General features: G+C 44.6%; 19 protein-coding genes and 1 tRNA gene. 16 read left to right on the top strand and 4 right to left on the bottom strand.

Annotated features, from left to right (window positions below; genetic code table 11):
* Positions 1-17 precede the first annotated feature (17 nt).
* Positions 18-1,841, top strand: a complete 1,824-nt coding sequence (locus B3K42_RS13160) for a PEGA domain-containing protein (RefSeq protein ID WP_110989817.1) — start codon at positions 18-20, stop codon at positions 1,839-1,841.
* A gap of 36 nt (positions 1,842-1,877) precedes the next feature.
* Here B3K42_RS13160 and B3K42_RS13155 read toward each other — a convergent pair whose 3' ends face one another.
* Complete coding sequence (locus B3K42_RS13155; protein WP_110989818.1) at positions 1,878-2,573, bottom strand: pseudouridine synthase; 696 nt, start codon at positions 2,571-2,573, stop codon at positions 1,878-1,880.
* 108 nt (positions 2,574-2,681) lie between these two features.
* Between B3K42_RS13155 and recJ the strand changes: the two genes are divergently transcribed.
* From recJ to B3K42_RS13135, 5 genes are all read left to right on the top strand, one after another.
* Positions 2,682-5,825 carry a single-stranded-DNA-specific exonuclease RecJ gene (gene recJ, locus B3K42_RS13150; protein ID WP_110989819.1) on the top strand — a complete coding sequence of 1,048 codons (3,144 nt, stop codon included), beginning with the start codon at positions 2,682-2,684 and terminating at the stop codon, positions 5,823-5,825.
* Complete coding sequence (locus B3K42_RS13890) at positions 5,818-6,090, top strand: DUF3343 domain-containing protein (RefSeq protein WP_110989820.1); 273 nt, start codon at positions 5,818-5,820, stop codon at positions 6,088-6,090. Before recJ ends, B3K42_RS13890 begins: the two co-directional genes overlap by 8 nt.
* A complete protein-coding gene (gene ruvX / locus B3K42_RS13145) occupies positions 6,020-6,781 on the top strand; it encodes a Holliday junction resolvase RuvX (protein WP_258367109.1) in 762 nt (253 codons plus the stop codon). Before B3K42_RS13890 ends, ruvX begins: the two co-directional genes overlap by 71 nt.
* A tRNA-Arg gene (locus B3K42_RS13140) sits at positions 6,760-6,835 on the top strand. Before ruvX ends, B3K42_RS13140 begins: the two co-directional genes overlap by 22 nt.
* A gap of 24 nt (positions 6,836-6,859) precedes the next feature.
* Entirely contained in the window at positions 6,860-7,870 is a 1,011-nt protein-coding gene (locus tag B3K42_RS13135) for a rod shape-determining protein (RefSeq protein WP_110989822.1), read from the top strand.
* Here the strand turns inward: B3K42_RS13135 and B3K42_RS13130 are convergent, their stop codons facing one another.
* Complete coding sequence (locus B3K42_RS13130) at positions 7,871-8,689, bottom strand: DUF368 domain-containing protein (protein WP_110989823.1); 819 nt, start codon at positions 8,687-8,689, stop codon at positions 7,871-7,873.
* Positions 8,690-8,827: 138 nt separating this feature from the next.
* On the opposite strand from B3K42_RS13130, the gene sufC reads away from it, so the two are divergent.
* The 5 genes from sufC to sufU are packed head-to-tail and all read left to right on the top strand — an operon-like array spanning position 8,828 to position 13,825.
* Positions 8,828-9,580, top strand: coding sequence for a Fe-S cluster assembly ATPase SufC (gene sufC / locus B3K42_RS13125; protein ID WP_110989824.1), 753 nt, complete (start codon positions 8,828-8,830; stop codon positions 9,578-9,580).
* Positions 9,581-9,582: 2 nt separating this feature from the next.
* Positions 9,583-10,977 carry a Fe-S cluster assembly protein SufB gene (gene sufB, locus B3K42_RS13120; protein ID WP_110989825.1) on the top strand — a complete coding sequence of 465 codons (1,395 nt, stop codon included), beginning with the start codon at positions 9,583-9,585 and terminating at the stop codon, positions 10,975-10,977.
* Between the two features lie 10 nt (positions 10,978-10,987).
* Positions 10,988-12,190: a SufB/SufD family protein gene (locus B3K42_RS13115; protein ID WP_110989826.1), complete on the top strand. Its 1,203-nt coding sequence runs from the start codon at positions 10,988-10,990 to the stop codon at positions 12,188-12,190.
* Positions 12,162-13,388 (top strand): aminotransferase class V-fold PLP-dependent enzyme, encoded by a 1,227-nt coding sequence (locus tag B3K42_RS13110; protein WP_292599225.1) that lies wholly within the window; start codon positions 12,162-12,164, stop codon positions 13,386-13,388. The genes B3K42_RS13115 and B3K42_RS13110 overlap by 29 nt, the downstream gene beginning before the upstream one ends.
* Complete coding sequence (sufU, locus tag B3K42_RS13105; RefSeq protein ID WP_110989828.1) at positions 13,385-13,825, top strand: Fe-S cluster assembly sulfur transfer protein SufU; 441 nt, start codon at positions 13,385-13,387, stop codon at positions 13,823-13,825. The genes B3K42_RS13110 and sufU overlap by 4 nt, the downstream gene beginning before the upstream one ends.
* Positions 13,826-13,877: 52 nt before the next feature.
* On the opposite strand, the gene B3K42_RS13100 is transcribed toward sufU, so the two are convergent.
* Together B3K42_RS13100 and B3K42_RS13095 are read right to left on the bottom strand one after the other, a co-directional pair.
* Positions 13,878-14,147 (bottom strand): chromosome segregation protein SMC, encoded by a 270-nt coding sequence (locus B3K42_RS13100; RefSeq protein ID WP_110989829.1) that lies wholly within the window; start codon positions 14,145-14,147, stop codon positions 13,878-13,880.
* Positions 14,147-15,895 (bottom strand): tetratricopeptide repeat protein, encoded by a 1,749-nt coding sequence (locus tag B3K42_RS13095; RefSeq protein WP_258367110.1) that lies wholly within the window; start codon positions 15,893-15,895, stop codon positions 14,147-14,149. The genes B3K42_RS13100 and B3K42_RS13095 overlap by 1 nt, the downstream gene beginning before the upstream one ends.
* 48 nt (positions 15,896-15,943) lie before the next feature.
* Here B3K42_RS13095 and secG point away from each other — a divergent pair, with 48 nt between their 5' ends.
* The 5 genes from secG (at position 15,944) to B3K42_RS13070 (ending at position 21,028) form a co-directional block, all read left to right on the top strand.
* Entirely contained in the window at positions 15,944-16,195 is a 252-nt protein-coding gene (gene secG, locus B3K42_RS13090) for a preprotein translocase subunit SecG (protein ID WP_110989830.1), read from the top strand.
* 13 nt (positions 16,196-16,208) lie between these two features.
* Positions 16,209-17,402, top strand: coding sequence for a tyrosine--tRNA ligase (gene tyrS, locus B3K42_RS13085; protein ID WP_110989831.1), 1,194 nt, complete (start codon positions 16,209-16,211; stop codon positions 17,400-17,402).
* Positions 17,403-17,491: 89 nt separating this feature from the next.
* Positions 17,492-19,180: an S-layer homology domain-containing protein gene (locus B3K42_RS13080; protein WP_110989832.1), complete on the top strand. Its 1,689-nt coding sequence runs from the start codon at positions 17,492-17,494 to the stop codon at positions 19,178-19,180.
* Between the two features lie 116 nt (positions 19,181-19,296).
* The gene (locus B3K42_RS13075) at positions 19,297-20,544 is read left to right on the top strand and encodes a hypothetical protein (protein WP_110989833.1); all 1,248 of its coding nucleotides are present in this window, start codon (positions 19,297-19,299) and stop codon (positions 20,542-20,544) included.
* A 55-nt stretch (positions 20,545-20,599) separates the two neighbouring features.
* A complete protein-coding gene (locus B3K42_RS13070; protein ID WP_110989834.1) occupies positions 20,600-21,028 on the top strand; it encodes a hypothetical protein in 429 nt (142 codons plus the stop codon).
* The last annotated feature ends 1,022 nt before the right edge of the window (positions 21,029-22,050 follow it).

Raw genomic sequence — 22,050 nt, 5'->3', positions numbered from 1 at the left:
TGGGAGGGGTGAAATGCATGAAGAAGACAATATTAGTTATTCTCTTTTTTTTCTTGGCAATATCAGTTTTTGGGGTAGTAACTTATGATGTGCAGAAAGTCATCATTGTACCGGAACAGCCTCAGGGAGGCCTCGAAGTCTCTATTTGGCTTGACAGAGACAATGGTTCTCTTTATTATTCCGGTGAAGAAGTAAAAACGTATTTCAAAGTGAACAAAGACGCGTATGTTGCAATTTACGATATAACGCCAAACGGAGAGATTCAGCTTATTTTCCCTAATGGCTACGACCGCAACAACGCACTGAAGGCCGGTGTTACCTACTCTCTTCCGACTGACAATGCAACTACCAGATACCGGCTTCAACTAACCAGCGAAACCGGAGGCGGGAAGGAAATCTTCCAGATAGTGGCATCCACATTGCCCCTTGGATTCCTTGACGATCTTATGGTAAAGGCTAAATCGGGAGATATCTTCCCTAAAGCCAGTATTGGTGCAGAAGACTTTGTCACCATGAAAGTGATACCCGTAATAGACAAGCAAGAGTACGCAGTCTCCACTGCCTGGTTCTATCTTGACATTATGCCCAGCACAGGTCGAGCGAGGATAAGCACTACCCCGTCAAATGCAACTATATATGTTGACGGAAAGATGGTAGGCACGAGTCCCATTAACATAGACCTCGATGTGGGCAACCACATGGTGACAGCATACATGAACGGCTACAGGACCGAAACCAGACAGTTCACTATTGAAAGTGGGAGAACCCTTGATGTGAGGCTTGATCTGCAGAAGTTTGCCAAGGAGTATCAGTTCTCTCTGGTTACGAACCCTAGTGACGCCATAGTACACATTAATGGTAGTCTAGTAGGTAGAACTCCATTGAATGTCACCCTTGAAGAAGGAACGAAGAATCTTAGTGTATCCAAAGCGGGTTATGAGACTCATACGGAGACTTTTGTTTTGAATCGGAATATCTCCAAATCGCTGACGTTGACTCCTGTTGTTAAAAACTATCAGCTCTCCGTAATCACAAGTCCTTCCGGAGCCGATGTGTATGTGAACAATGCCTACGTAGGCAGAAGTCCATTGAACGTGACTCTGGAGGGTGGAACTAAGAATCTTAGGATAGAGAGATCGGGCTATGAAACTTACTCGGAGACTTTCGTGCTTGACCGCTCGATTTCTAAGTCGATTACTTTGACTCCGCAGGTGAGAGATTATAAGCTGAATGTCACGAGTTCCCCTTCAAACGCTCTTGTATATATCAATGGGACCTATCAAGGTAGAACACCATTGAATCTAACGCTTAGAGAGGGATCCTACACCGTTAGAGTAACTGCAGATGGTTATGAAGACTTTTCTACAAGTGTCTCGCTCGACAGAGACAGACAGGTAAGTGCTACTCTCTATGCCAAGAAGGCTAGACTGACAGTTGAAACGGAGCCAACAAACGCTTCAGTTTTTGTAGACAATGTCTATGTCGGGAGATCACCTCTTTCTATAGATCTAGATGCAGGAAGACACACGATCAGAGTTGAAAAATCCGGTTATATAACAGACAGTAAGGATGTCAACCTTGCGGCAGGAACAAGCTCGTCGACAAAAATAACTCTGATTGAAGAAAGGCCGATTGCAAGGATTACGATTTCTTCAGATCCGAAAAATGCGAGAATTTTCATTAATGGTAGAGATTACGGCAGATCCAACACAGTTGTCGAGCTTGATCCCGGATACTACGAAGTTGTGCTCGTACTGGATGGATATCGCGTATCGGTTACATATCGCTACTTCGGAAAGGGAGATCATAATCTCTCGTTCAATCTCTCCAAGATCTACTAGTAATTGTAGCTTCCTTTGAAAGCATACAACCGGGACTCAGGTCCCGGTTATTCTTTTCTTTTCGGCATCCGATAAGTAATCCCATTCTCCCGGCCTCAGTCTACTGGAAAGAACGTAAGAGCCGATTCTAGTTCTGTGCAGGCGTCTTACATTGTTTCCGGCTGCTGAAACAAGTCTCTTCACTTCGTGATACCGACCTTCCGTGAGAACGATTTTGAGGTGAGAGGGGTCTATTACTTCAAAAAAAACGGGCTTTGAGAATTCATCTTTACCAATATAGACTCCGCAGGAGAGAGCAGAAACTTGTTCTTCGGTTATCTCATTGGTAGTCTCTACCAGATACTCTTTTTCCACAAAATTGCGAGGCGATATAACTTCATGGATAAACTTACCGTCGTTGGAGAGCAATACGAGACCGGTTGTGTCTTTATCAAGTCTTCCTGCGACTGAGAGTTCCGCCGAGAAGTTGGTGTCAACAAGTTCAAAGACGCTCCTGCCTTCGGTCTTATCTCTTGAACAAACATAATCTGGCGGTTTGTTCAGAGCGATGTATATCATGCCGAAAGCTTCGACAGTCCTTCCGTCAACAAGTATCACATCTCTTTCAGTAACAACTGTCGAAGGATTATTAACTATTTCGCCATTTACAATTACTGTTCTGTTCTTGATCACATTTCTGCTCTGACTTCTGCTTAAGCCTGCGAACTTAGATAGAAAAGCATCGAGTCTCATGGGTAAATTGTACAATACCTTTTCTTGTGGTACCAGCTGTTGTCTCATCCAAGCTATTGTGCAGAATGGTATAATCTTTTCAAAAGAAAAAAGAGAGGGTGGATCTTAATGAGAAAGGAGTGGCTTCTCCTAAAGCCCGATGATGAGGCCGTGAACAGACTGGTCGAATTCATGGGTATTGATCGGTTTTTGGCAAGGTTGTTGGTGACACGTGGAATCGATAATGAGGTTGAGGCAATGAAGTTTCTTAATCCTGACAAAACTATTCTCCACGATTCCTTCCTTCTGCGAGATATGCCGCTGGCTGTTCGGACAATCATTGAGACCAGAGAAAGAAACGAGAGCATTGTAATCTTTGGTGATTACGACGTCGATGGAGTAACCAGCACCGCACTCCTTTATCTCGCAATGAAAAAAATGGGGTTCGATGTGAGTTACTATATTCCCCTGAGGTTGGAGGAAGGATACGGTTTGAGTAAGGACGCAATTAAGGATCTGAGAGACCAGGGGCACAGCCTGCTAATAACCGTAGATTGTGGGGTTACTTCATTCGATGAGATAACTTACGCAAAGGAGATAGGCTTCAAAGTTGTTGTCACTGATCATCATGAAGTGAAGGATGTTCTCCCTCCTGCCGATGCCATAGTTAATCCAAAGAGACCGGACGATGATTATCCTTTCAAGGGACTTGCCGGGGTCGGTGTGGCCTTCAAGCTGCTGGTGGCATTGAATGAGACCCTTCATTGTCCTATTGATCCGGAGGATTATCTGGACATAGTCGCGCTTGGCACTATTGCAGATATAGTCCCACTCAGGGATGAGAATCGCTATATAGTCAGGGAAGGTACTGCCAAGATCCAGAGCAGTCCATTAGTTGGTTTGAAGGCCCTTTTGTCATATCTTAGAATTCCGGCGGAGAATCTTACCGCGCAAGATATCGCTTTTAAGATCGCGCCAAAGCTCAATGCTGCGGGAAGAATGGCCTCCGCAATAGTTGCACTGGAGCTTCTTATAAGCGAAGATATGGATTCGGCAATGAATACCGCCAGCCGTCTTCTGAAACACAATCAGAACCGACAGACTATAGAGGCCAAGATCTTTGATCAGACTGAAAAGGATCTCGCGAACACTGCAAGTTTCAAGGATGATTTTGCGCTAGTAATCGATGGAGATAACTGGCACTTAGGAGTGCTTGGAATTGTGGCTTCAAGGCTTGTCTCAATTCATAATAAACCTGTTTTCCTAATCGCCACAAATGGTTCGGACGGTAAGGGTTCGGCCAGAAGCCCTGCCGGGGTAAGCATAATAAGCTTGCTGAATGAAGTTTCGCACTTGCTAAGAGAGTTTGGCGGGCATGAAATGGCAGCTGGGTTCAGCATTGACAAAGGGAACATATCTGAATTCAGATCCGCAATAAACGATGCTTACATAAGGCTGTATGGAAAGAAACAACCGATTTTCAAGATCGATGTCGACGATGTTCTGTCTCTTGATTCCATTACGTCCGGTATACTTGATGAGCTTGAACTTCTGAGACCTTTTGGTCACTCGAATCCCGAGCCAAGATTTCTGATTAAAGGTCTTAACATAGAGAAAGCTAAGATGTTTGGCAGCGGAAGTGACCATGTGAAACTAATCCTTCGTTGTGGTGACAGAAAGACTCTTGCGATTGGGTATAACATGGGCACCATGTTTGATGACTTCAAGTATGTGAAGCCGAATCTGTTGAAGGTAGATGCGATAGCCTCTGTAAAGAGCGATAATCTTTACGGACTTCAGAGCGTTAAGCTTTCACTTTCAGACGCAAAATTATACATTGATCCGGTATTCGAAGAGGAAGTAAGAGATAAGAATTTCGTTTTTGAGTTCATAAGAGACTGGAAGAATCAGCAGCCGGGTTCACAGGGCAAGACAGATGTATCGTCTCTAATAAGCGAGTTGGAAAAGAAGCTATCTCACAAGTGTCCGGAATTCTTGGATGTCAGTACCAAAAACCCGTGGGGAGTGTTCGGTAACATCAGGATAAAGAATCCCTTTCTGGCTCTTAAGATTTTGAAGAACTATCAGCAGGGCAAGAAGACCTTTATAGTATCGGCTATCAATGGTACTTTGGCACACACTTATTATTCATTGCAGCATTATTTGGATTCGATAAAGCCGGTCTTTGCAAACTCTCTTTACCGGGGTAGGCTGGATGAACCTGTTGTATTTGTTACTCTCCCGTTTTTTGTCGAGAGATTCAAGGAGATTTCCGAGATCGCCGGCGAGATAATCTTCGACGAACCAACTTATATTCTCTCAGGTATCTTCAAAGATCACCCTGATCTTGAAGCGTTTCTCGAAAATGTCGACAAAGTGCTTGGTATATCCGGTTTCACGGGAAGTCTCTTCTATGACGATTTGAGAGATTTTCTCTCGGACAGGAGGATATCCAATATATACAAACCCAGTCCCATAAAGAGAGTCGGGATAATCGACAACCGTGGCTCCAGAAAAAAGGTTGAGCAAGTTTTGTCAATAGTAGGACATGGTGAGAACGTGGCTGTGATCGTTGATTCTCCTCACAAAACGGTTACCCTCGCAAAATCGATGGGTTCGAGGCTCTCTCATGCCCTTCAGAACGGCGAGCTGATTTTTTACAATTATCTTCTTAAGGATTTTCAGAGATCTGTCATCTATTCGCTGGTTGAGAGACAGAAGATAAGAGTTTTGATAACGACCCCTTCAAGTGATGGCCTCGGTGTCACCTTGGGCAACTCGAATATTGTTTTCTACAGTGCGCCAAGAAACTTTCTGGAGGTCATTGATTCCGTATCAACCAGACCCGGCGAGGATTCTGAGTTATTTCTGAATTTGTCTTTCAATAAGGCTGATCTTATTTCCAATACAAATGAAATGGACAGGTTATTTCCCACAGTTGAAGAACTGGAAGCTGTTTATCAGGATTTGAAGGATGTTCTGCCGGCTTCAGAAAGAGATATAAGAAAGGCGCTCAGCTTTGAAGACGGGATTTCGAAAGTCTTTCTATCAATGCTAGAGGAAATGAATCTGTTAAACGTAGAGAGTGGTGTCTGGCATAGCAACTCAAGATCAGACCTTGATACCTCTCAGGTCAAGAAGACCTTGAGATACAGAGAGGGAGTTGCTGAGAAAAGAATGACGAGGTGGTTTGCAACTAAACTCTCGACCATGACCACAAGAGGCTTGCTAAGGAGCCTTACAAATGCAGAAGAGGTGCTGAAGGTTGGTTGACACTCGGCAATTGGATGCTTTAGTCACGGTTTCGCAAAGGGATATCCTTAAAGCTTTATCGCTGCTTAGAAGTGGCGGTTTGCAGGCAAAGGTTTTTCCAACGCCGCCGAGGCTATTCGCGGGATGTTCTCTTTCGATTGCGGTCGCCTCCAGAGACCTTGATGCAAGTTCAGAAGTCCTGTTGCAGGCCAAAATTGAAGTATTGCTCACCAGTTACTGCGATGAAAATCCGGTATGGTCCTTCTATGATAAAACTTGGAATTGACTTTGGTACATCGAGAATAGGACTTGCCTTGCAGATAGAGGGAGTCGAGATCCCTCTTTATTCGTTAGATCACGCCGGCTACCGAAAATCTCTACCGGACATCTTGCAAGAGAAGAGAATTGAGACGGTGGTTGTCGGTCTGCCAATTTCAATGTCGGGCAGATACAGTGAATCGACAATGAGAGCAGTATCATTTGCCGAGAAAGTGAAGACAATGTTTTCTGGCAATGTGATTCTGGTTGATGAAACCCTCACAACTGAAAGTGCAAGAAGAATGTCTTCAGAGATTGGGATAGAATTCGCTAGAGTAAGGGATGTCTTCAGCGCAATGCAGATTCTCAGGAATGAGTCCTCCGGGAAGGTTGTGAAGTGGGAAGTACGCAACAATAGAAGTATATGCCGGAATTTGCCCGAACTTCCGTCAGGTAGCAAAGTGTTGTTTTTTAAGCCGAAATCCGGACTAATAGAAGGAATAGACTCCCTGGAGAAAATGCCAGGGGTGTTTGTAGAAGACCCACAGGTCTTCCTTTCGTTTTTCAGGAAAGGAATGAAGCCGGTAAATCTCATTGACGACATAGACTTTTCAACTTACGATATAATAGTAATCGCTTGTAGTGAAGAGCTCGATGGGATGGTTGATCTGAATTCAAGAGGGCTGCAGGTTATTGAGTGCTCGTGGCTCAACGGATAGAGCGCTGGACTCCGGATCCAGAGACTGTGGGTTCAAATCCCACCGAGCACGCCATTTATGTCACACGGGAGGTCATATATGAAAAAGGGCGATCTTGGCATCGATTTGGGAACTGCTTCACTTTTAGTTTTCCAGAAAGGCAAAGATATTGTCATAGATGAACCTTCGGTCATTGCCGTTGAATTGAAGACTGGGAAGATAATCGCAATAGGATCTGAAGCAAAGGAAATGATCGGCAAGACCCCAAAGGATATCAAGGCCGTCAGACCTATTCGAGATGGGGTTATTGCCGATTATCAGATAATCGAACAGGCTTTGAAAGAGCTGGTCAAGAGAACTCGCACGAAATTCTCGCTCTCCCGACCCGCAGTTGTAGTAGGGGTTCCGGCTAAGGTTACCAGTGTCGAGAGGAGAGCAGTCATTGAGGCTACTACGGCTGCGGGAGCCAGTAGAGTATATCTGGTACTTGAACCCATTGTGGCTGCTGTTGGAGCCGGACTTCATATATTCGATTCTGTAGGAAATATGGTTGTCGATATTGGGGGAGGGACCTCCGATATAGCTGTAATAAGCCTTGGAGGAATTGTGGTTTCTCGTTCTCTAAGAACTGCGGGAGATGCGATGGACGATGCAATAATCAAATTTGTGAAGCGCAAATACAAGTTTCTTATTGGAAGCTCGACCGCCGAAGATGTGAAAATCAAGATTGGAAAGGCTTTCCCGACACTGGAGAGCTATGAACTTGAGGTTCGGGGAAGGGATGCACTGAACGGACTTCCAGGGAATATTAGAATCACCTCTGACGATGTCCATGAGGCAATTTCACAGATTCTTCAGGAAATTGTACTCAGTCTTCGCCAGATTCTCGAGGACACGCCTCCGGAAATCGCTGCAGACATTATGGACACGGGCATTGTCCTTACGGGTGGAGGCTCCCTGTTAAGAGGTCTCCCGGATCTGATAATTCAAGAGACCGGTATAAAAACGATAGTTTCCGAGGACCCAAGGGCATGCGTTGTCAAAGGAATTGGCGAGTTGCTCGACAACGATAAACGTCTTCAGAGGGTCGCAATCAATCACAGCAAATAGCTAGACTTGAATATTGTTTCTTTTTTCAAGTAAGGCGAGAAGATAAGAAGCAAAAACCCCCAAAATCACTCCTGAAACAATTAATGTAAGATCAGTATTCTTTCCCGGTCTAGTGATTAGATCGGGTATTGAACCTATCATTAAGCCCAGAAGGAAGGCGAAAGTTTCACTGCGAAACTCCTTCATCAAGTATTTGAGAAGTCTGCTTACGAATAGCACTCCCAGGATCACACCTACCCCAATGAAAGCAATTATGACTAGGTCGAAGCTCTTGATTGCGGAGATGGCCCTGGTGTACTCTCCCATGACCAGAAGAATAAATGCTCCGCTAAGCCCTGGAAGTACCATGGCTGAAGCTCCGAAAAAGCCGGCAACAACATCATAGACCAGATTGATTGCGCCGTGATCGGTGAGCGCAACTCCTCCAGTTCTGGAACTCAGAAGGGATATAAGAACAACAATTGCGACTCCCGCTGACAGCGAAAGCAATGCGCTGATGCCTAGTTTCTCAATTCGTTTGAAAACTACTGGAATACCTCCTATCACAAGCCCTGAGAATATTCCGTACATAAGTGAAGGGACGGTTGAAAGAGAAAGATCAATAAGAGCAGAGAACCCAAAGATTCCTATAACCATACCGACGACAAGTTCTATCAAGAAGAGCATCTCTTCTCTGCGAATTTTGAGAGTCGTCAGCATAGATATAGAACCTACAAAACGTTCATATAGTCCCCCCAGTAGCGCAATAGTGCCACCGCTTACGCCTGGAATAAGATTGGCAAGACCCATGAGGACACCTATAAAGACTACATAGAGCACGAAGCACCTCCATACCTTAATTTCTCCAATTATATATCCTCTAAACCGGTATCTTACTTAACGGTTGAAATCTTGGGTAATAATTGTCGGGATTATGTTATAATCTAAATAATATGTACCGGGTTTGGAGGGATTGGAATGAATCTTCTAGAAGTAAAGAACTTGCACGTAGTATTGGCGGAAGACAATGAGGAGATATTGAAGGGTTTGAACCTAACAATAGGAAAAGGAGAGCTCCACGCTATCATGGGACCCAATGGTAGTGGTAAATCAACGCTTGCGAATGTGCTGATGGGAAACCCCAAATACAAAATTACTGGTGGTACTGTGAAATTCATGAATAAGGATATTTCTAGATTAACTGCAGACGAAAGAGCTCGAATGGGAATGTTTATGTCCTTTCAGCAACCTCAGGAAATTCCGGGTATCAGACTCAGGAGCTTTCTCATATCGGCCTCTCAAAGCGCTGGCAGTCGAGATCCCTTGCTGAAGATGAGCAAAGAAATCGACAAACTATCTCTTGAACTTGGTCTCGAAAGTGAATTGCTAGACAGACATTTGAACTTAGGCTTTTCCGGAGGAGAGAAGAAAAAATCCGAGATAGTTCAGATGAATTTCCTGAAACCTAGGTTTGCGGTTCTTGACGAAATCGATTCCGGGTTGGATGTTGACGCTTTGAAAAGCATAGCGTTGTCGATAAATGGGTTCAGAAATCCAGAAAACTCAGTATTACTAATCACACACTATCAAAGGCTTCTTGAGTATATTGAGCCCGACTATGTGCACGTCTTGATCGATGGATCGATTGCTGTAAGCGGAGGAAAGGAGCTGGCCAGAGAAGTCGAAGGGAATGGATACGAAGGGATCTTTGGCTCACTCAAGGGGGCCTGATCATGCGAGAAGAAGTTTTCCTAGACAATACTAAGTTTGATTTTCTTTCAGATACTAAGTACCGTTTTATGAGCCAAAGAGGATTCGGGGAGAGCCAGATAATCGATATGTCGAAAAGGAAGAGCGAGCCCGAATGGATGCTTCAGAAGCGACTTGAGTCTCTCAAGGCTTTCAATGTCTCAAACAAACCGGGATTCGGAGTAAGCACGGAGAATCTCGATCTGAGCAGAATAATCTCTTATCTGGATCCGGATTCTGACAAGCATAGATCCTGGGACGATGTTCCACAGGAGATTAGGGAGACCTTTGAGAAGCTTGGCATTCCCGAGGCGGAGAGGAAATCTCTTGCTGGAGTCGGCGCTCAGTTTGACTCGGAAATTGTGTATCAAAACATTAGGAAGGAGCTCGAAGAGCTTGGGATCGTCTTCCTAGATATGGAGACGGCTGTTAGAAAGTATCCTGAACTGGTAAAGAGATTCTTTATGAAGGCTGTTCCTCCGACCGATCATAGATTTGCGGCACTCCACGGAGCCGTCTGGAGTGGCGGTTCGTTCGTCTATATACCCAAAGGAGTCAAAGTGCCCCTTCCTCTTCAGGCATACTTTAGAATGAACGTGGAAAGCAGCGGTCAATTTGAGCACACGTTGATCATTGCAGATGAAGGTTCCGATCTTCAGTTCATAGAAGGCTGTTCTGCTCCAAGATTCAACGATCTCAATCTTCATGTTGGGATGGTAGAAATCTTTGTTCTAAAAGATGCGAAGGTCAGGTACTCGACGATTCAGAACTGGTCAAAGAACACGTACAACTTGAATACCAAGAGGGCAATTGTCGAGGAAGGCGGAACGATAGAATGGATATCTGGTTCTCTGGGAAGTATGAAGACCATGCTCTATCCAACATCTGTTCTAAAAGGCAGGGGTGCCAGAGCCGAACACCTTGGAATTACCTATGCCGGTCCCGGTCAGCATATGGATACAGGATCTAAGGTGCTTCACCTGGCCCCAGACACAAGTTCACTTGTGGATGTCAGAAGCATCAGCGCGGGTGGAGGCTGGGCCTTTTATCGAGGTTTTTTGGACATTTCTCCAAGAGCAATGAACTCAAGGTCATCGGTTCAGTGTACAGCTCTAATGATCGATAATGAATCAAGGGCCGATACTGTTCCGATAATCCAAGTGATGAATGATGCTGCCGAAGTAGGTCATGAGGCCAGAATTGGAAGATTAGGAGAAGACGAGACTTTCTATCTCATGAGTCGCGGCTTAAGCGAATCGGAAGCAAAAGCGATGATAGTAAGAGGTTTCATGGAACCTGTTTCACGTCAGCTACCTGTTGAATATGCAGTTGAGCTGAACAGATTGATAGATATGGAAATGGAAAGCAGCATAGGATGAGGTGACAACAATGGAAATGACGACGGACCTTGTTCACAACAACTTCGAGATGGTTAAGCCAACTAGAAGAGAGGAACTGTCAATTAAGGACTACGACAACCGAGATTTTATGATTTCTGCTGAGGCATCTTCTCCTGCGATGTCGGCTTTCATGAGTAACAGGTATTCAGAGTATAGAACACTGGCCTTCCCCACATGGAAAAGATTGAAGCTTGCCGGAATGAGATTGCCGGAAATCTCCCCCAGGCGTAGTTTGTCTTACTCAGATCCTTATGTAAGACCGTTGATTACGATGAAGAGCGACGAAGTAGAGCTACTCGATAGGCTGGATTTTGAAGGTCTTGACAGAAAGATCCTTCTGCTAGGAGATATCTTCTTCAACGAAGGATCAATGATTTCTATACCTCCGAACAAATCAGTGGACAACTTTTACTCAGTTTCATTTAACCGTGATTCAAGGATTTTGAACAATATGTTTGTCTTAGGAGAGAATTCGAGTCTTAAAGTAGTAATCGATAGCGGACGTTTGGGAAACTGGCTGCTTCAGAACAACAGGTTCTTGATAAAGGAAGGCTCATCTTTAGAGCTTTTAGTCCTAAATAGGATGACTGAAAGGGGACATGGGTTTATCAACAACCTGTATATTCTAGAGAAGCACGCTAAGCTCAGGGTATTTGAGGTGAATTGCGGCAACGCATCAATTGCTGCTTTTCACATGGCTATTTTAGAAGGAGAGAGAGCTCATGCATCTCTTGAACCTCTTTTTGTAGCGAGAGGTGATACGGTCCTGGATATGCAATATGTTGTTAGGCACAAAGCGAAGGACTCAGTGGGAAGAGTTTCGGGGTCGGGTGTGCTTCTTGACAACGGCAGAAGTGTTTTTAGAGGAACGCTAGATATTAAGAGAGGTGCGAAAGGAGCGAAGGGAAGCGAGAGCAGCAACGTCCTAATGCTATCAGAATCTGCAAGGGCCGATACAATACCTTCACTTCTTGTGGGAGAGAATCAAGTCGAAGCTTCCCATGCAGCAACCGTGGGATCCATTGACGAGCAAAAGCTCTTCTACCTTATGTCGCGGGGACTTACTAGAGACCAGTCGATGCGCCACATCGTTCAAGGTAAGTTTGAGCCGACCCTAAGAGAAATCGATGAGATCTTTCCAGATCATTCGGGGGTGTTAAGAGATGAGTTTGAAAGAGACATCCGATATTAGCATCAAGGAAGTCAGAAAGGACTTCCCGGTTTTTCGACACTATCCCTCACTAGTCTATTTGGATAATGCAGCGACCTCTCAAAAGCCGCAAAGTGTAATTGATGCGGTCACGGGATTTTATGAGCGTGAAAATGCAAACGTCCACAGAGCTGTCTATCCACTTGCGGAGAAGTCGACAGGTCTATATGAATCAAGTCGAAGCGAAGTTGCCAGGTTCATCGGAGCTGAAAGAGATGAATTGGTATTCACAAAGGGTTCCACAGAGAGTCTCAACATCGTTGCAAATGCATTGGCTACTTCTGGTAGGTACAAAACTTTCGTAGTACCGACTTTCGAACATCACAGCAACTTTCTTCCGTGGCAATATCACAGCCTGAAGAATGGAATCAAGTTCGTGGCTTTACCCATAATGGGGGCGAAGTTGACCGTGACTGAGGTTACGGAGAGCCTAACGGAGGTGGAGGCGCCGTTTGTCTTTTCTATTGGAGGACTGATTAACGCCACAGGCTACAGGCCCCCTTTTGAAGATATAACCGAGCTTGTCCACTCCTTCGGTGGTTTGACAGTAATCGACGGAGCTCAACTGGTTCCGCATGAGAGCTTTGATTTCAAGAAGGTCAACTCGGACTTTCTGGTCTTCTCCGGTCACAAAATGCTTGCAGAAACTGGAATTGGCTGCCTTGTTGGTAGGGCAGAGCTCCTAGATGATCTCACACCATTTGAATTCGGAGGCGGTATGGTGGATCGGGTAAGTGTTGGGGCTTCGAGCTACGCAAAGGAGGGAACTTCCAGACTGGAAGGCGGAACACAGAACATTTCCGGTGCCGTTTCACTTGCATCGGCCTGCAGATACCTGAACAAGATCGGTATGTCCGCGATACATGAGTACGTTTCACATCTTACAGAAACCGCTAGAGAGATGCTAAAAGAGATCTCCGATGTCACTGTTTACAGTCCGCCAGATAGTCATGCGATCTTGCTCTTTTCTCATAAGAGAATACACTCTCACGATCTGGCCGAATTCCTTGGAAGAACTCAGGAAGTTGCGATCAGGAGCGGTCATCATTGTGCACAACTTCAGATGGAGGCACTGGGCATTACTTCGGCTTGTCGAGCATCATTCTACTTTTACAATACGGTTGAAGATGTGAAAAGACTTGTAGAAGGGATTAGTAAGGCAGAGAGGTGGTTCTTATGAACTTCGAGCAACTATATTCCGACTTCATAATGTTTCACTTTAAGAATAATACCCATCGAGGGCGACTAGAGAATTCTACTCACACAGTCGAAGGCTCGAACACTTCTTGTGGAGATTCGATTACTCTTTATCTGATTATTGGAAGAGGAGTTGTTAATGCTATTGGATTTGAGGGTGAAGGCTGCGCGATAAGTCAGGCGTCTGCGGCAGTTATGGCAGAGATTCTTGAAGGTAAGTCTCTTGAAGAAGCCGCTGTGACAATTGTGAATTTTGAGAAAATGATAGCTGGTGAGGAGTATGATGGCTCAAAAATCGGCGATGCTGCCTTTTTTGAGGGATTGAAGGAACATCCGATGAGAGCGAAGTGCGCAATCCTTCCCTGGAAAACAGCTGCGAAAGTTTTAGTTTCCAAACAGCAAAAAAAGACCGGTGCGTAACACCGGCTATACTCTGCGCTGAAGTAACCCTACAGGTTGATTATACACCTATTTAGTCTGTAGGATCAACTTTTCTGTCCTTTTCCTCCAGATATTTGTCGAGTTTTTCTTGTTCATTACTGAAGAAGTAGTCTTTCGGGTTCTCCGCCATTTTCGTAACCTCTCCGAATAGAGAATCAAGTACAGTGATCAGCATTTCTCTCTCTGAACCGTCAAACTCTTTATGAAGTATCTGGGCGATCGTCTCTTCATCAATTCCATCGGCAGTATTCTGTTCAAGTGCACTAAAGAACCTCTTTAGCAATTGGTCAATATTGTCCATCATTTTCCTCCTATTCCAGAAAGTCTGATTATGTACCTGTTAAGCGATTCGTCTTGGGTTTTCAACTCGGTGATCGTTCCCTTATCCAGCGCATTTATAATTGCCAGCGTGACATCTTCGGGATCAGCGCGAGCCTCCTCTTCGAGGGTATCAATGTCGGTCCCGCCATACTCAATCAGTTTTGCGATTTTCAATGCGAAATCGAAATCAAGATCCTTTAGTTCCTCAAGATACTTGTCGATAAATAACTCTATCCTGAAAGGAAATCCGGAGACGGTCCATCTCAGAAGATAAATCAGTGTTCTGAATATCGCGGTGGTCCTTCCGGTGCCTGAAACTATGAAAGCCATTAGGTATGAAAGGTAATCTTGCTGAGAAGGAAGAAAATCTAGCTGAGAAATCATCTCGGTGAAGAGACCGGCCTGGAACAATGTTATTTCCATGGTTTCTCGGGGAATCATTCCTTCATAGAAGTAGGAGATTCTTTGGACTATGTTTTCATCATTCACATCCGAAAGAAGATCCATTAGGGTCTCAACATTGATTTCCCCCGATTCGACGAAACTGGGTTCAGGTAACTGTGAATCTGGATATTTATCTATCAGATAATTGTAGAAGGACTCATTGATCTCATCTTGAAAGCTGAGATTGCTTGCAATTTTGCCCTCTGCCAAAGACTTGTGTAGCAGGATCGTGTTTCTTAGCTCAAGCAGTGTATCATCTAGAGTCTCTATAGCAGTGTCATACTCGCCCAACATGTCAAGAATTCTGGCCTTCAACACGAGAGCCTTCTCGTTCTTGGTATCGCTGTAGTAGTTTTCGCAGTGAGCAAGGGAGTCTTCAAGCATTCCCATGTTCTTCTCAGCGATCGCCATTTCGTAGAGAATCTCCGTATTCCTACTGAGATCAAAAGCGGTTCTCAAGTCTTCAAGGGCTGCGAATAACTTTCCCTGTCTTGCCCTCGAAAAAGCGCGATTATAGAAGCTTTTCCAGTCATTCTCGAGCTCGATGCAACCGGTAAAGGCCTCCTCGGCAAGAGAATACTTCTGGATTTCATTAAGTACTACGCCCTTTCTTAGAAGCACATCCGCGAAAAGAGGAAATTCCTTCTTCACTCTTTCAATTATCTCCAGCGCTGTTCCATACTCACCCTTAGAGATGAAGCAGTCAATCGCGGCGACCAGAGGAAGCGGGAACTGACCTCCCGACTTCTCAATAGACTTCATGTATGAGGAAACTGCATCGTCGTACTCCTCCTGAATCTGTAGAAGCCTTCCAAGTTCGTAGTACCCGATGTAGAACTCTTCGTTCATCTCGACCGACTTCTTGAGCTCAATCTCCGACAGCTCAACTTTCTCTTCCTCTCTTAATAACAGCCCTAGATAGAAGTGATATCTGTAATCCTTTTTAACTCTAGCTGCCTTCTCGAGAAATTGCCTTGCTTCTTCAAGATTGCCTGAGTTTAAGGCTCTCTTAAAGGCTTCGAAGTAATAGTAAAGAAGGTATGATTCGTAGTAGTCATTTCGCTCGATTCTGCTCTGGGCTTCGAGGCCCCTGATGATTACATCGAGATCTATCCTGTCCCTGTCTGTGATATTCTTCATATCTTCAACAAGGACGGGCAGCTTTACTGGGAGATTATTAGCCTTTGCCATTTCCGGTTTCAACGGAAGGTAAACCAAAACCGTCTTGTCTTTCAAAGAATCACCAACTACCTTCTGCTTCTCATTTGCTACAAACCCGCACATATTGTATAATACCAGAAGAGCGATAGAAGATACAGGAGGTATTTTTTGATGGTTGTTCTTGCTTACGTACTTATTTCTCTACACATTGCTATAAGTGTAGGGCTTGGAATTGCTGTAATGCTTCAGATGTCGAAATCAGCGGAGCTTGGTGGAGCCTTTGGAGGCGGTGCTTCTCACACCATGTTTGGAAGAAAGAAAGGGCTGGATACCATGGGAAAGATCACATTAGGTCTTGGTGTTGGATTCATGGTGAACAGCATTCTTATTGCATTCGTAGTTTCCAGAGCATTTGGCGCTTAAGGTGGTAGGTTTGATGAGGCCTGAGGAACAGCTAAAGGAGCTTTCGAAGAATTATGTTTCACTGATCTCAGAGGAAGAGCTTCTTGAGAAACTGAAGAAAAAGCGCTCGTTGAGGGTTAAGCTTGGTGTGGATCCGTCCAGACCAGATCTTCATTTGGGCCATGCTGTTGTATTGAGAAAACTCCGGCTTTTCCAGAAATTTGGTCATCAAGTCGTATTGATTATTGGCGATTTCACCGCTAGAATCGGTGATCCGTCAGGGAGATCAAAGACAAGACCTATGCTTTCCAGGGAGGAGGCTAAAGCAAATGCCGAATCCTATAGCAAGCAGGCTTTCAAGATTCTAAACAGAGATCTTACCGAAATCCGGTTTAATTCCGAATGGTTAGATCCGATGAGTTTTGAAGATGTAATACGACTCTCTTCCAGATACACTGTCGCGAGAATGATGGAGAGACACGACTTTGCAAGGAGATACTCAGAAAACGAACCAATAGGTGTATCTGAGTTTCTCTACCCTCTTGCTCAGGCTTATGATTCCGTTGTAGTGAAAGCAGATGTGGAAATTGGGGGCGATGATCAGTTCTTCAATCTCGTTGTAGGCAGAAAGATTCAGGAGGAGTATGGGCTTGAAGCTCAGGCGATTCTTACCGTCCCTCTAATCGAAGGGACTGACGGGAAGCTGAAAATGTCAAAGAGTTACGACAACTACATAGCTTTTGATGACTCTCCGAGGGATATGTTTGGAAAGATCATGTCCATTCCTGATTCTCTGATGATGAAGTATTTCAGATTGCTTACCGATAAGAGCGATGCCGAACTTGCGGAATATGACAGGAAACTTCTGAATAATGCAGTTAATCCGCGAGATATAAAACTGGCACTTGCCGTTGAGATCACATCGCAGTTCTTTGGGAGAGAGACAGCGCTGAATGCTCAAGAGGAATTTGTCAGTATATTCCGAAACAAAGAGCTTCCTGAAGAGATGCCGGAAATAAAACTTCCGGCAGAGAGTATTTCTATTGTCGATCTTCTCGTTTCTCATGCTAATATTTCATCAAGAAGTGAAGCGAGAAGATTGATAGATCAGGGCGGAGTGAGAGTAAATGATGAAGTTCTCGACGATATTCATTCCGTTCTCGCCGTTTCCGAGGGAGATGTTCTGAGAATCGGAAAAAAGCGTTTTTATCGCCTTGTCAAGTGCTGAATACTCTTGAATATAGACGTATTTTTACTGTATAATAAACTTGTAGTCTGCGTAGAATAATGACAACATTTTGAAAGGGGGTAGGATCCATGAAGAAGCTTTCTATACTGGCGCTAGTCGTTGTTACCTTCGCGAGCCTGGCCTTGGGTGTCGAGTACAGCGATTTGTCAGAGTACCACTGGGCCTACGATAGCGTTATTAAGACGACAGCCGGTGGATTGTTCATTGGTTTCCCCGATGGCACATTCAGAGGTAGTGAAGATGTTACACGTTACCAGCTGGCTATGACTCTTGCCAGATTTATGGATTATTCTGATGCCGGGGATGCTAAGCTCCAAGAAGTAGTCTTTTCACTTACTAAGAAAGTTGCAGGACTTTCCTTGGAGATCTCTGACAACAAGAAGAATGTGGTTGATTTAACAGCGGAACTGAGGGCTCTTGAAGCAACGGTCGCATCTCTGAGACAAAGTGGAATGACCGGAGACTTTGTGTCGTTGAAAACCTTCGATGACGCGATCGCATTCCTCTATGATGAAATCGACAGACTCTCCGAGGAAGCGGTCAGTGCAAATGACGGAATTTGGCTCATCAACGAAAAGTTAAGCGCAATGAGCGGAGTTCCCTCGGACATCGAATCTCTCAAGAACAGGGCCACCGATCTTGAAGTAACCGTAAAACTTCTTGGACAGGCCATTGCCAACCTTAAGAAAGATGAAAACAAACAAAATGATGAGGTTGCAGCGCTTAGTTCGAGAGTCGATGTTTCTGAGAACGTCATAAACAGCTTGACTGCTGATCTTTTCACACTTAGGAGAGGGATGGCCACTAAGGCTGATCTAGCCGATCTTGAGGCAAAACTGTCGGGTGAAATGCCTGATCTTGAGCCTTACGTAACCAATGAGGAGTTAAACGACAAGCTTTCTCTTATGTACACAAGGATCCTCAAGATCCAGGACAGCATTGCCAAGATGCCCGAAGTCAAGTACTATGACACTGAAATCGAAGAGATTAAGGTAGCTCTATTTGGTATTGACGAGACTATGGAAGTTCTTTTTGATCAAGTTGATCTGAACATAGCGAGACTTGATTCTCTAGACAACCAGCTTGCAGAATTGAAGACTGAGCTTTCGGCAAAGGCTTCGGCCGGTGACGTAGATACTCTGAAAGGGAGAGTCACCGATCTTGAAGTACTATCTAAGATGTTGAGCAACGCCGTAATTTCTGCTAATCAGAGAATCTCTGAGCTGAATTATGTGACTCCAGATCAGCTGTCAGCCAAAATGAACTTCCTTTACACGAAGCTCGGACTGACAGAAGAAAGATTGAAGGCAGAGATTGGAGTTCTTGGTAATGAACTCTCTTCACTGAGAAGTGAGGTCGCCGACAACTATGAGATGTTAGAAGTCGCCTTCGATCAGATTGATGCAAACATTGCAGTTCTTGACAAGCACGCGGACAGGATAGCTTCTCTCGAAGGCAGAACAGCTTCTCTTGAGGGAAAAGTAGGAGTCCTCGAGGGAGAGGTCGACAGTCTGAAGAGTATAACTAACTCAATGGCGACCCAGATGTTCAAGCTTGACAGGAACAAGGCTGACAAGACTGCTCTTGCAGCTGCAGAAACTAGGATCTCTGCTCTTGAAGAGAATGACCTGGTGATTGAGAGTAAGATATCGGCTCTGGAAGAGGCACAGAAGCAGAACATTATCAATACAAATGCAGCGATTATCCTTTCTTTTGTGGCACTAGCATTTGGAGCCGTAGGGTTAATCCTGAAATGATCTTTCTGTGCAACTTAGCAACGTGTGAGTTTGCTTTTGTTACATGAAATGTGGTATATTTACGTTATGCGCATCACCAAAAACCAAAAACACTCTTATAAAGGGGGTAAGTGTGCATGAAGAAGCTTGTTGGAATCTTAGTGGTACTTCTGGCCATCTCGGTTGCTTTCTCGGCTACAGTGACTCTGAGCCCTACAATCAAAGGTACGCTCTGGGGCCATGCGGAACTTAACAAGGACGGCTTAGAAACCGCTCTTGGAATCAATAACTTATCAGTTAGTTTCGGTGCCAAGGCTGATGTTTCGGACATCACTCTCGATTTGACCATTACTCTTCCATCTGACAAAAATACTGTCATTCTTAAGTCTTTCACAGTGGAGAATGATGCGGCAGCACTGAGTTGGTACGCCGCGAAATCTTTAGCGGGCGGGACAGGCGCAAATCCTGGTTTGAAGTGGTTCAAGTGGTACGATGACGACGCAGCAAACGTTACGATGGCTTTGGTGCTCAAAGAACTAGGGCTGAGCGTCGGTACTCAGGAAGCTGCAACAGACAAGATCGCATTGTTCGGTTCTTGGGATATCTTCTCTTTCGCCGCTCAGACAGGTCTTGACGCTCTCAAGTGGAGCGAAGATGTTATAGCTGAAGCGACTTTTACTCCGTTGCCAGGTCTTACTATTTCTGGTGGAGTAAAAGCAACGGATCTTCTTGGCGCGGCGGTATTCGACTACGTTGTTGATGCTAAGTACACACTAAACGTCGGTTTGTTGACATTGACTCCTTATGCAAGATATTCCGACACAAAGGGCCAACATGTTGGGCTAGGAGTTGCATATGAAATTGGAGTTCTTGAGATTACAGGCGACGTGAAGTATGATATTGAGGCAAATGCAATTGAGACTTGGGTACAGCCCGTCATTTCCAAGGATGGAATCGGTTGGGCCGGTGTGAAGTTTGGCTACGACTATGATTTCGGAGCAGCAACCCAGGCTATGACTCTCGGTTTCTTAGTGAAGTCCAACGGTTGGGCAGCCGGGCCTGTCAGTGTTGACCTTTATGTAGGGTCTGGTGACTACAATACGTTCGACGCAAATGGGTTCGGTGCAGAGATCATTGGGGATGTTCTTGCAGATGTTAAGGATATATCGGTCTACGGAGAAGCTGCTCTTGATCTCTTAATGGGTAATTTCAAGCCTTCTATCACAGCCAAAGCGGGGTATTACTTCCTTGATGCCTCGAAGAAACTAGTTCTAGGTTTGAGCTTCCCTGTTCTCATCAATGGTTTTAACTTCAAAGCAGGAGTAGATGTGTTTGATCCCGCAGACAGTTGGTTCGCAGGTCTCTATTACAATTACGAGTTCTGATCTATGTTGAATAGAAACCGGCCCATGTTGGGCCGGTTTTTTTTGAGGTGATTATATGAGGGGTATTTACATATTTCTCGGGAATCTTCTTATGATTGTTGCAGTTGTTATTGCTATTCTTTTTGGTGGTGGTCAGATCGTAAACTCTCTGCTTGAAGGGAAGAGCATTGATATTGACATCATGGACTTTCTATTTCCGATTACACTTTTCGTGACGGGTTTTTTCCTCCAGTACTGCTCTCTTGCCAAGAGAATAGGATTGCCGATTTTCGAAGAGCTACTACTTGCCGGTACTCTCGTTCTATATATTCGCGAAAGCCTTGCTGGTGGTTTCACCTGGTGGCTTCTTCCGTTGAGAGACTACATACCTTCTTCTTTGTTGTTTACCATTATAGGATATTTGTTGCCGGGGATAGTTGTTTTCACTATGGCGGCATTGATAGTTCTTATGATAATGATCTCCGGTGAAAAGGAAGAAGAATAGATGGATTTTTCGATGAGATAGTGCGGTTCGTAACAGTCTGTTGTGAGAGACTAAACAAGGAGGATAGGGGCCAATGCTGGCCTAGGCTGAAGTTGTGTGGTCTTAAGTTTTCAGCAGCGAGTGCCTATCCTTGCAAATCTCTAGTTTGGGTGAAAGTGCCCGATTGTCCAGCAGGCAAGTGAGGTTGTTCGGCCATCTGATGTTCCAGCTGCATCAAGACACCTGAATATCAGGCTCTGGAAAGATAGAGTCGGGTCAATCTAACTGAGTTTTTGTCTCATGATGTTGGCTTGACGATGAATCTCTGAATTGTGAAACAATTGATTATTCAGAGATACAGAAAAAAGGAAAGCAGTGCCAGGCGGTTTTCATGAGATTCCTCTAGGTTTTTGGAAGTCTTATTACTGGTCTCGCTTCCTTAGAATGAAAACAGGAAGCTTATAGATTGGTTTCTTTCAGCGGCAAGTCTAGAACAGAATGATTAGTTTTTACTGGAGAAGGATATTTAGTACCCTCCAACATGCTACGAAGTTCCGCTGAGTAGTCTTTTCAGAAAGGCCATGAAAAGACGCAAGTGAAGAAAACATGGAAGAAAACACAGTGTCAACACTCAACTTCTAGAGCAAGTATCTCTAGAGAGCTTCGTTAGGGAAGAAAGGAAAGAATTCCATAGGGACTACCTCTATGACAGGTTCTTGAAATCGTGTTCTGAACTTTCAGTCATTTTTGTGAGGAGATTCAGATGCGTCGCAAGCACAGGACTTCAAGTCAGCCCTCCTAACTATGAGTAAGCAAGCTGTCTATTTCCTTCTAACGGAACCGCGAATATCTCTGAATGCCACGTATTAGAGATCTGGTATTATTTCTTTCCAAAGTGTGTTTGAAAAAAAGATCAGCCCCCTAGTGAATTTGATAGAAGCCAATTAGAGTACTCACTTCAAACTTATGAATGACTCAACTTTGACAGCAAAAGGGAATAAATCGCAGGAAGAAGCTCTGAAAGTCTCATAAATTCGTGGTAG

Origin of the sequence: Mesotoga sp. UBA6090, from assembly GCF_002435945.1 — a bacterium.
Taxonomy (GTDB): Bacteria; Thermotogota; Thermotogae; order Petrotogales; family Kosmotogaceae; genus Mesotoga.
Note: the sequence above shows the minus strand (reverse complement) of the source record. Positions and strands in the feature narration are given on the sequence as shown.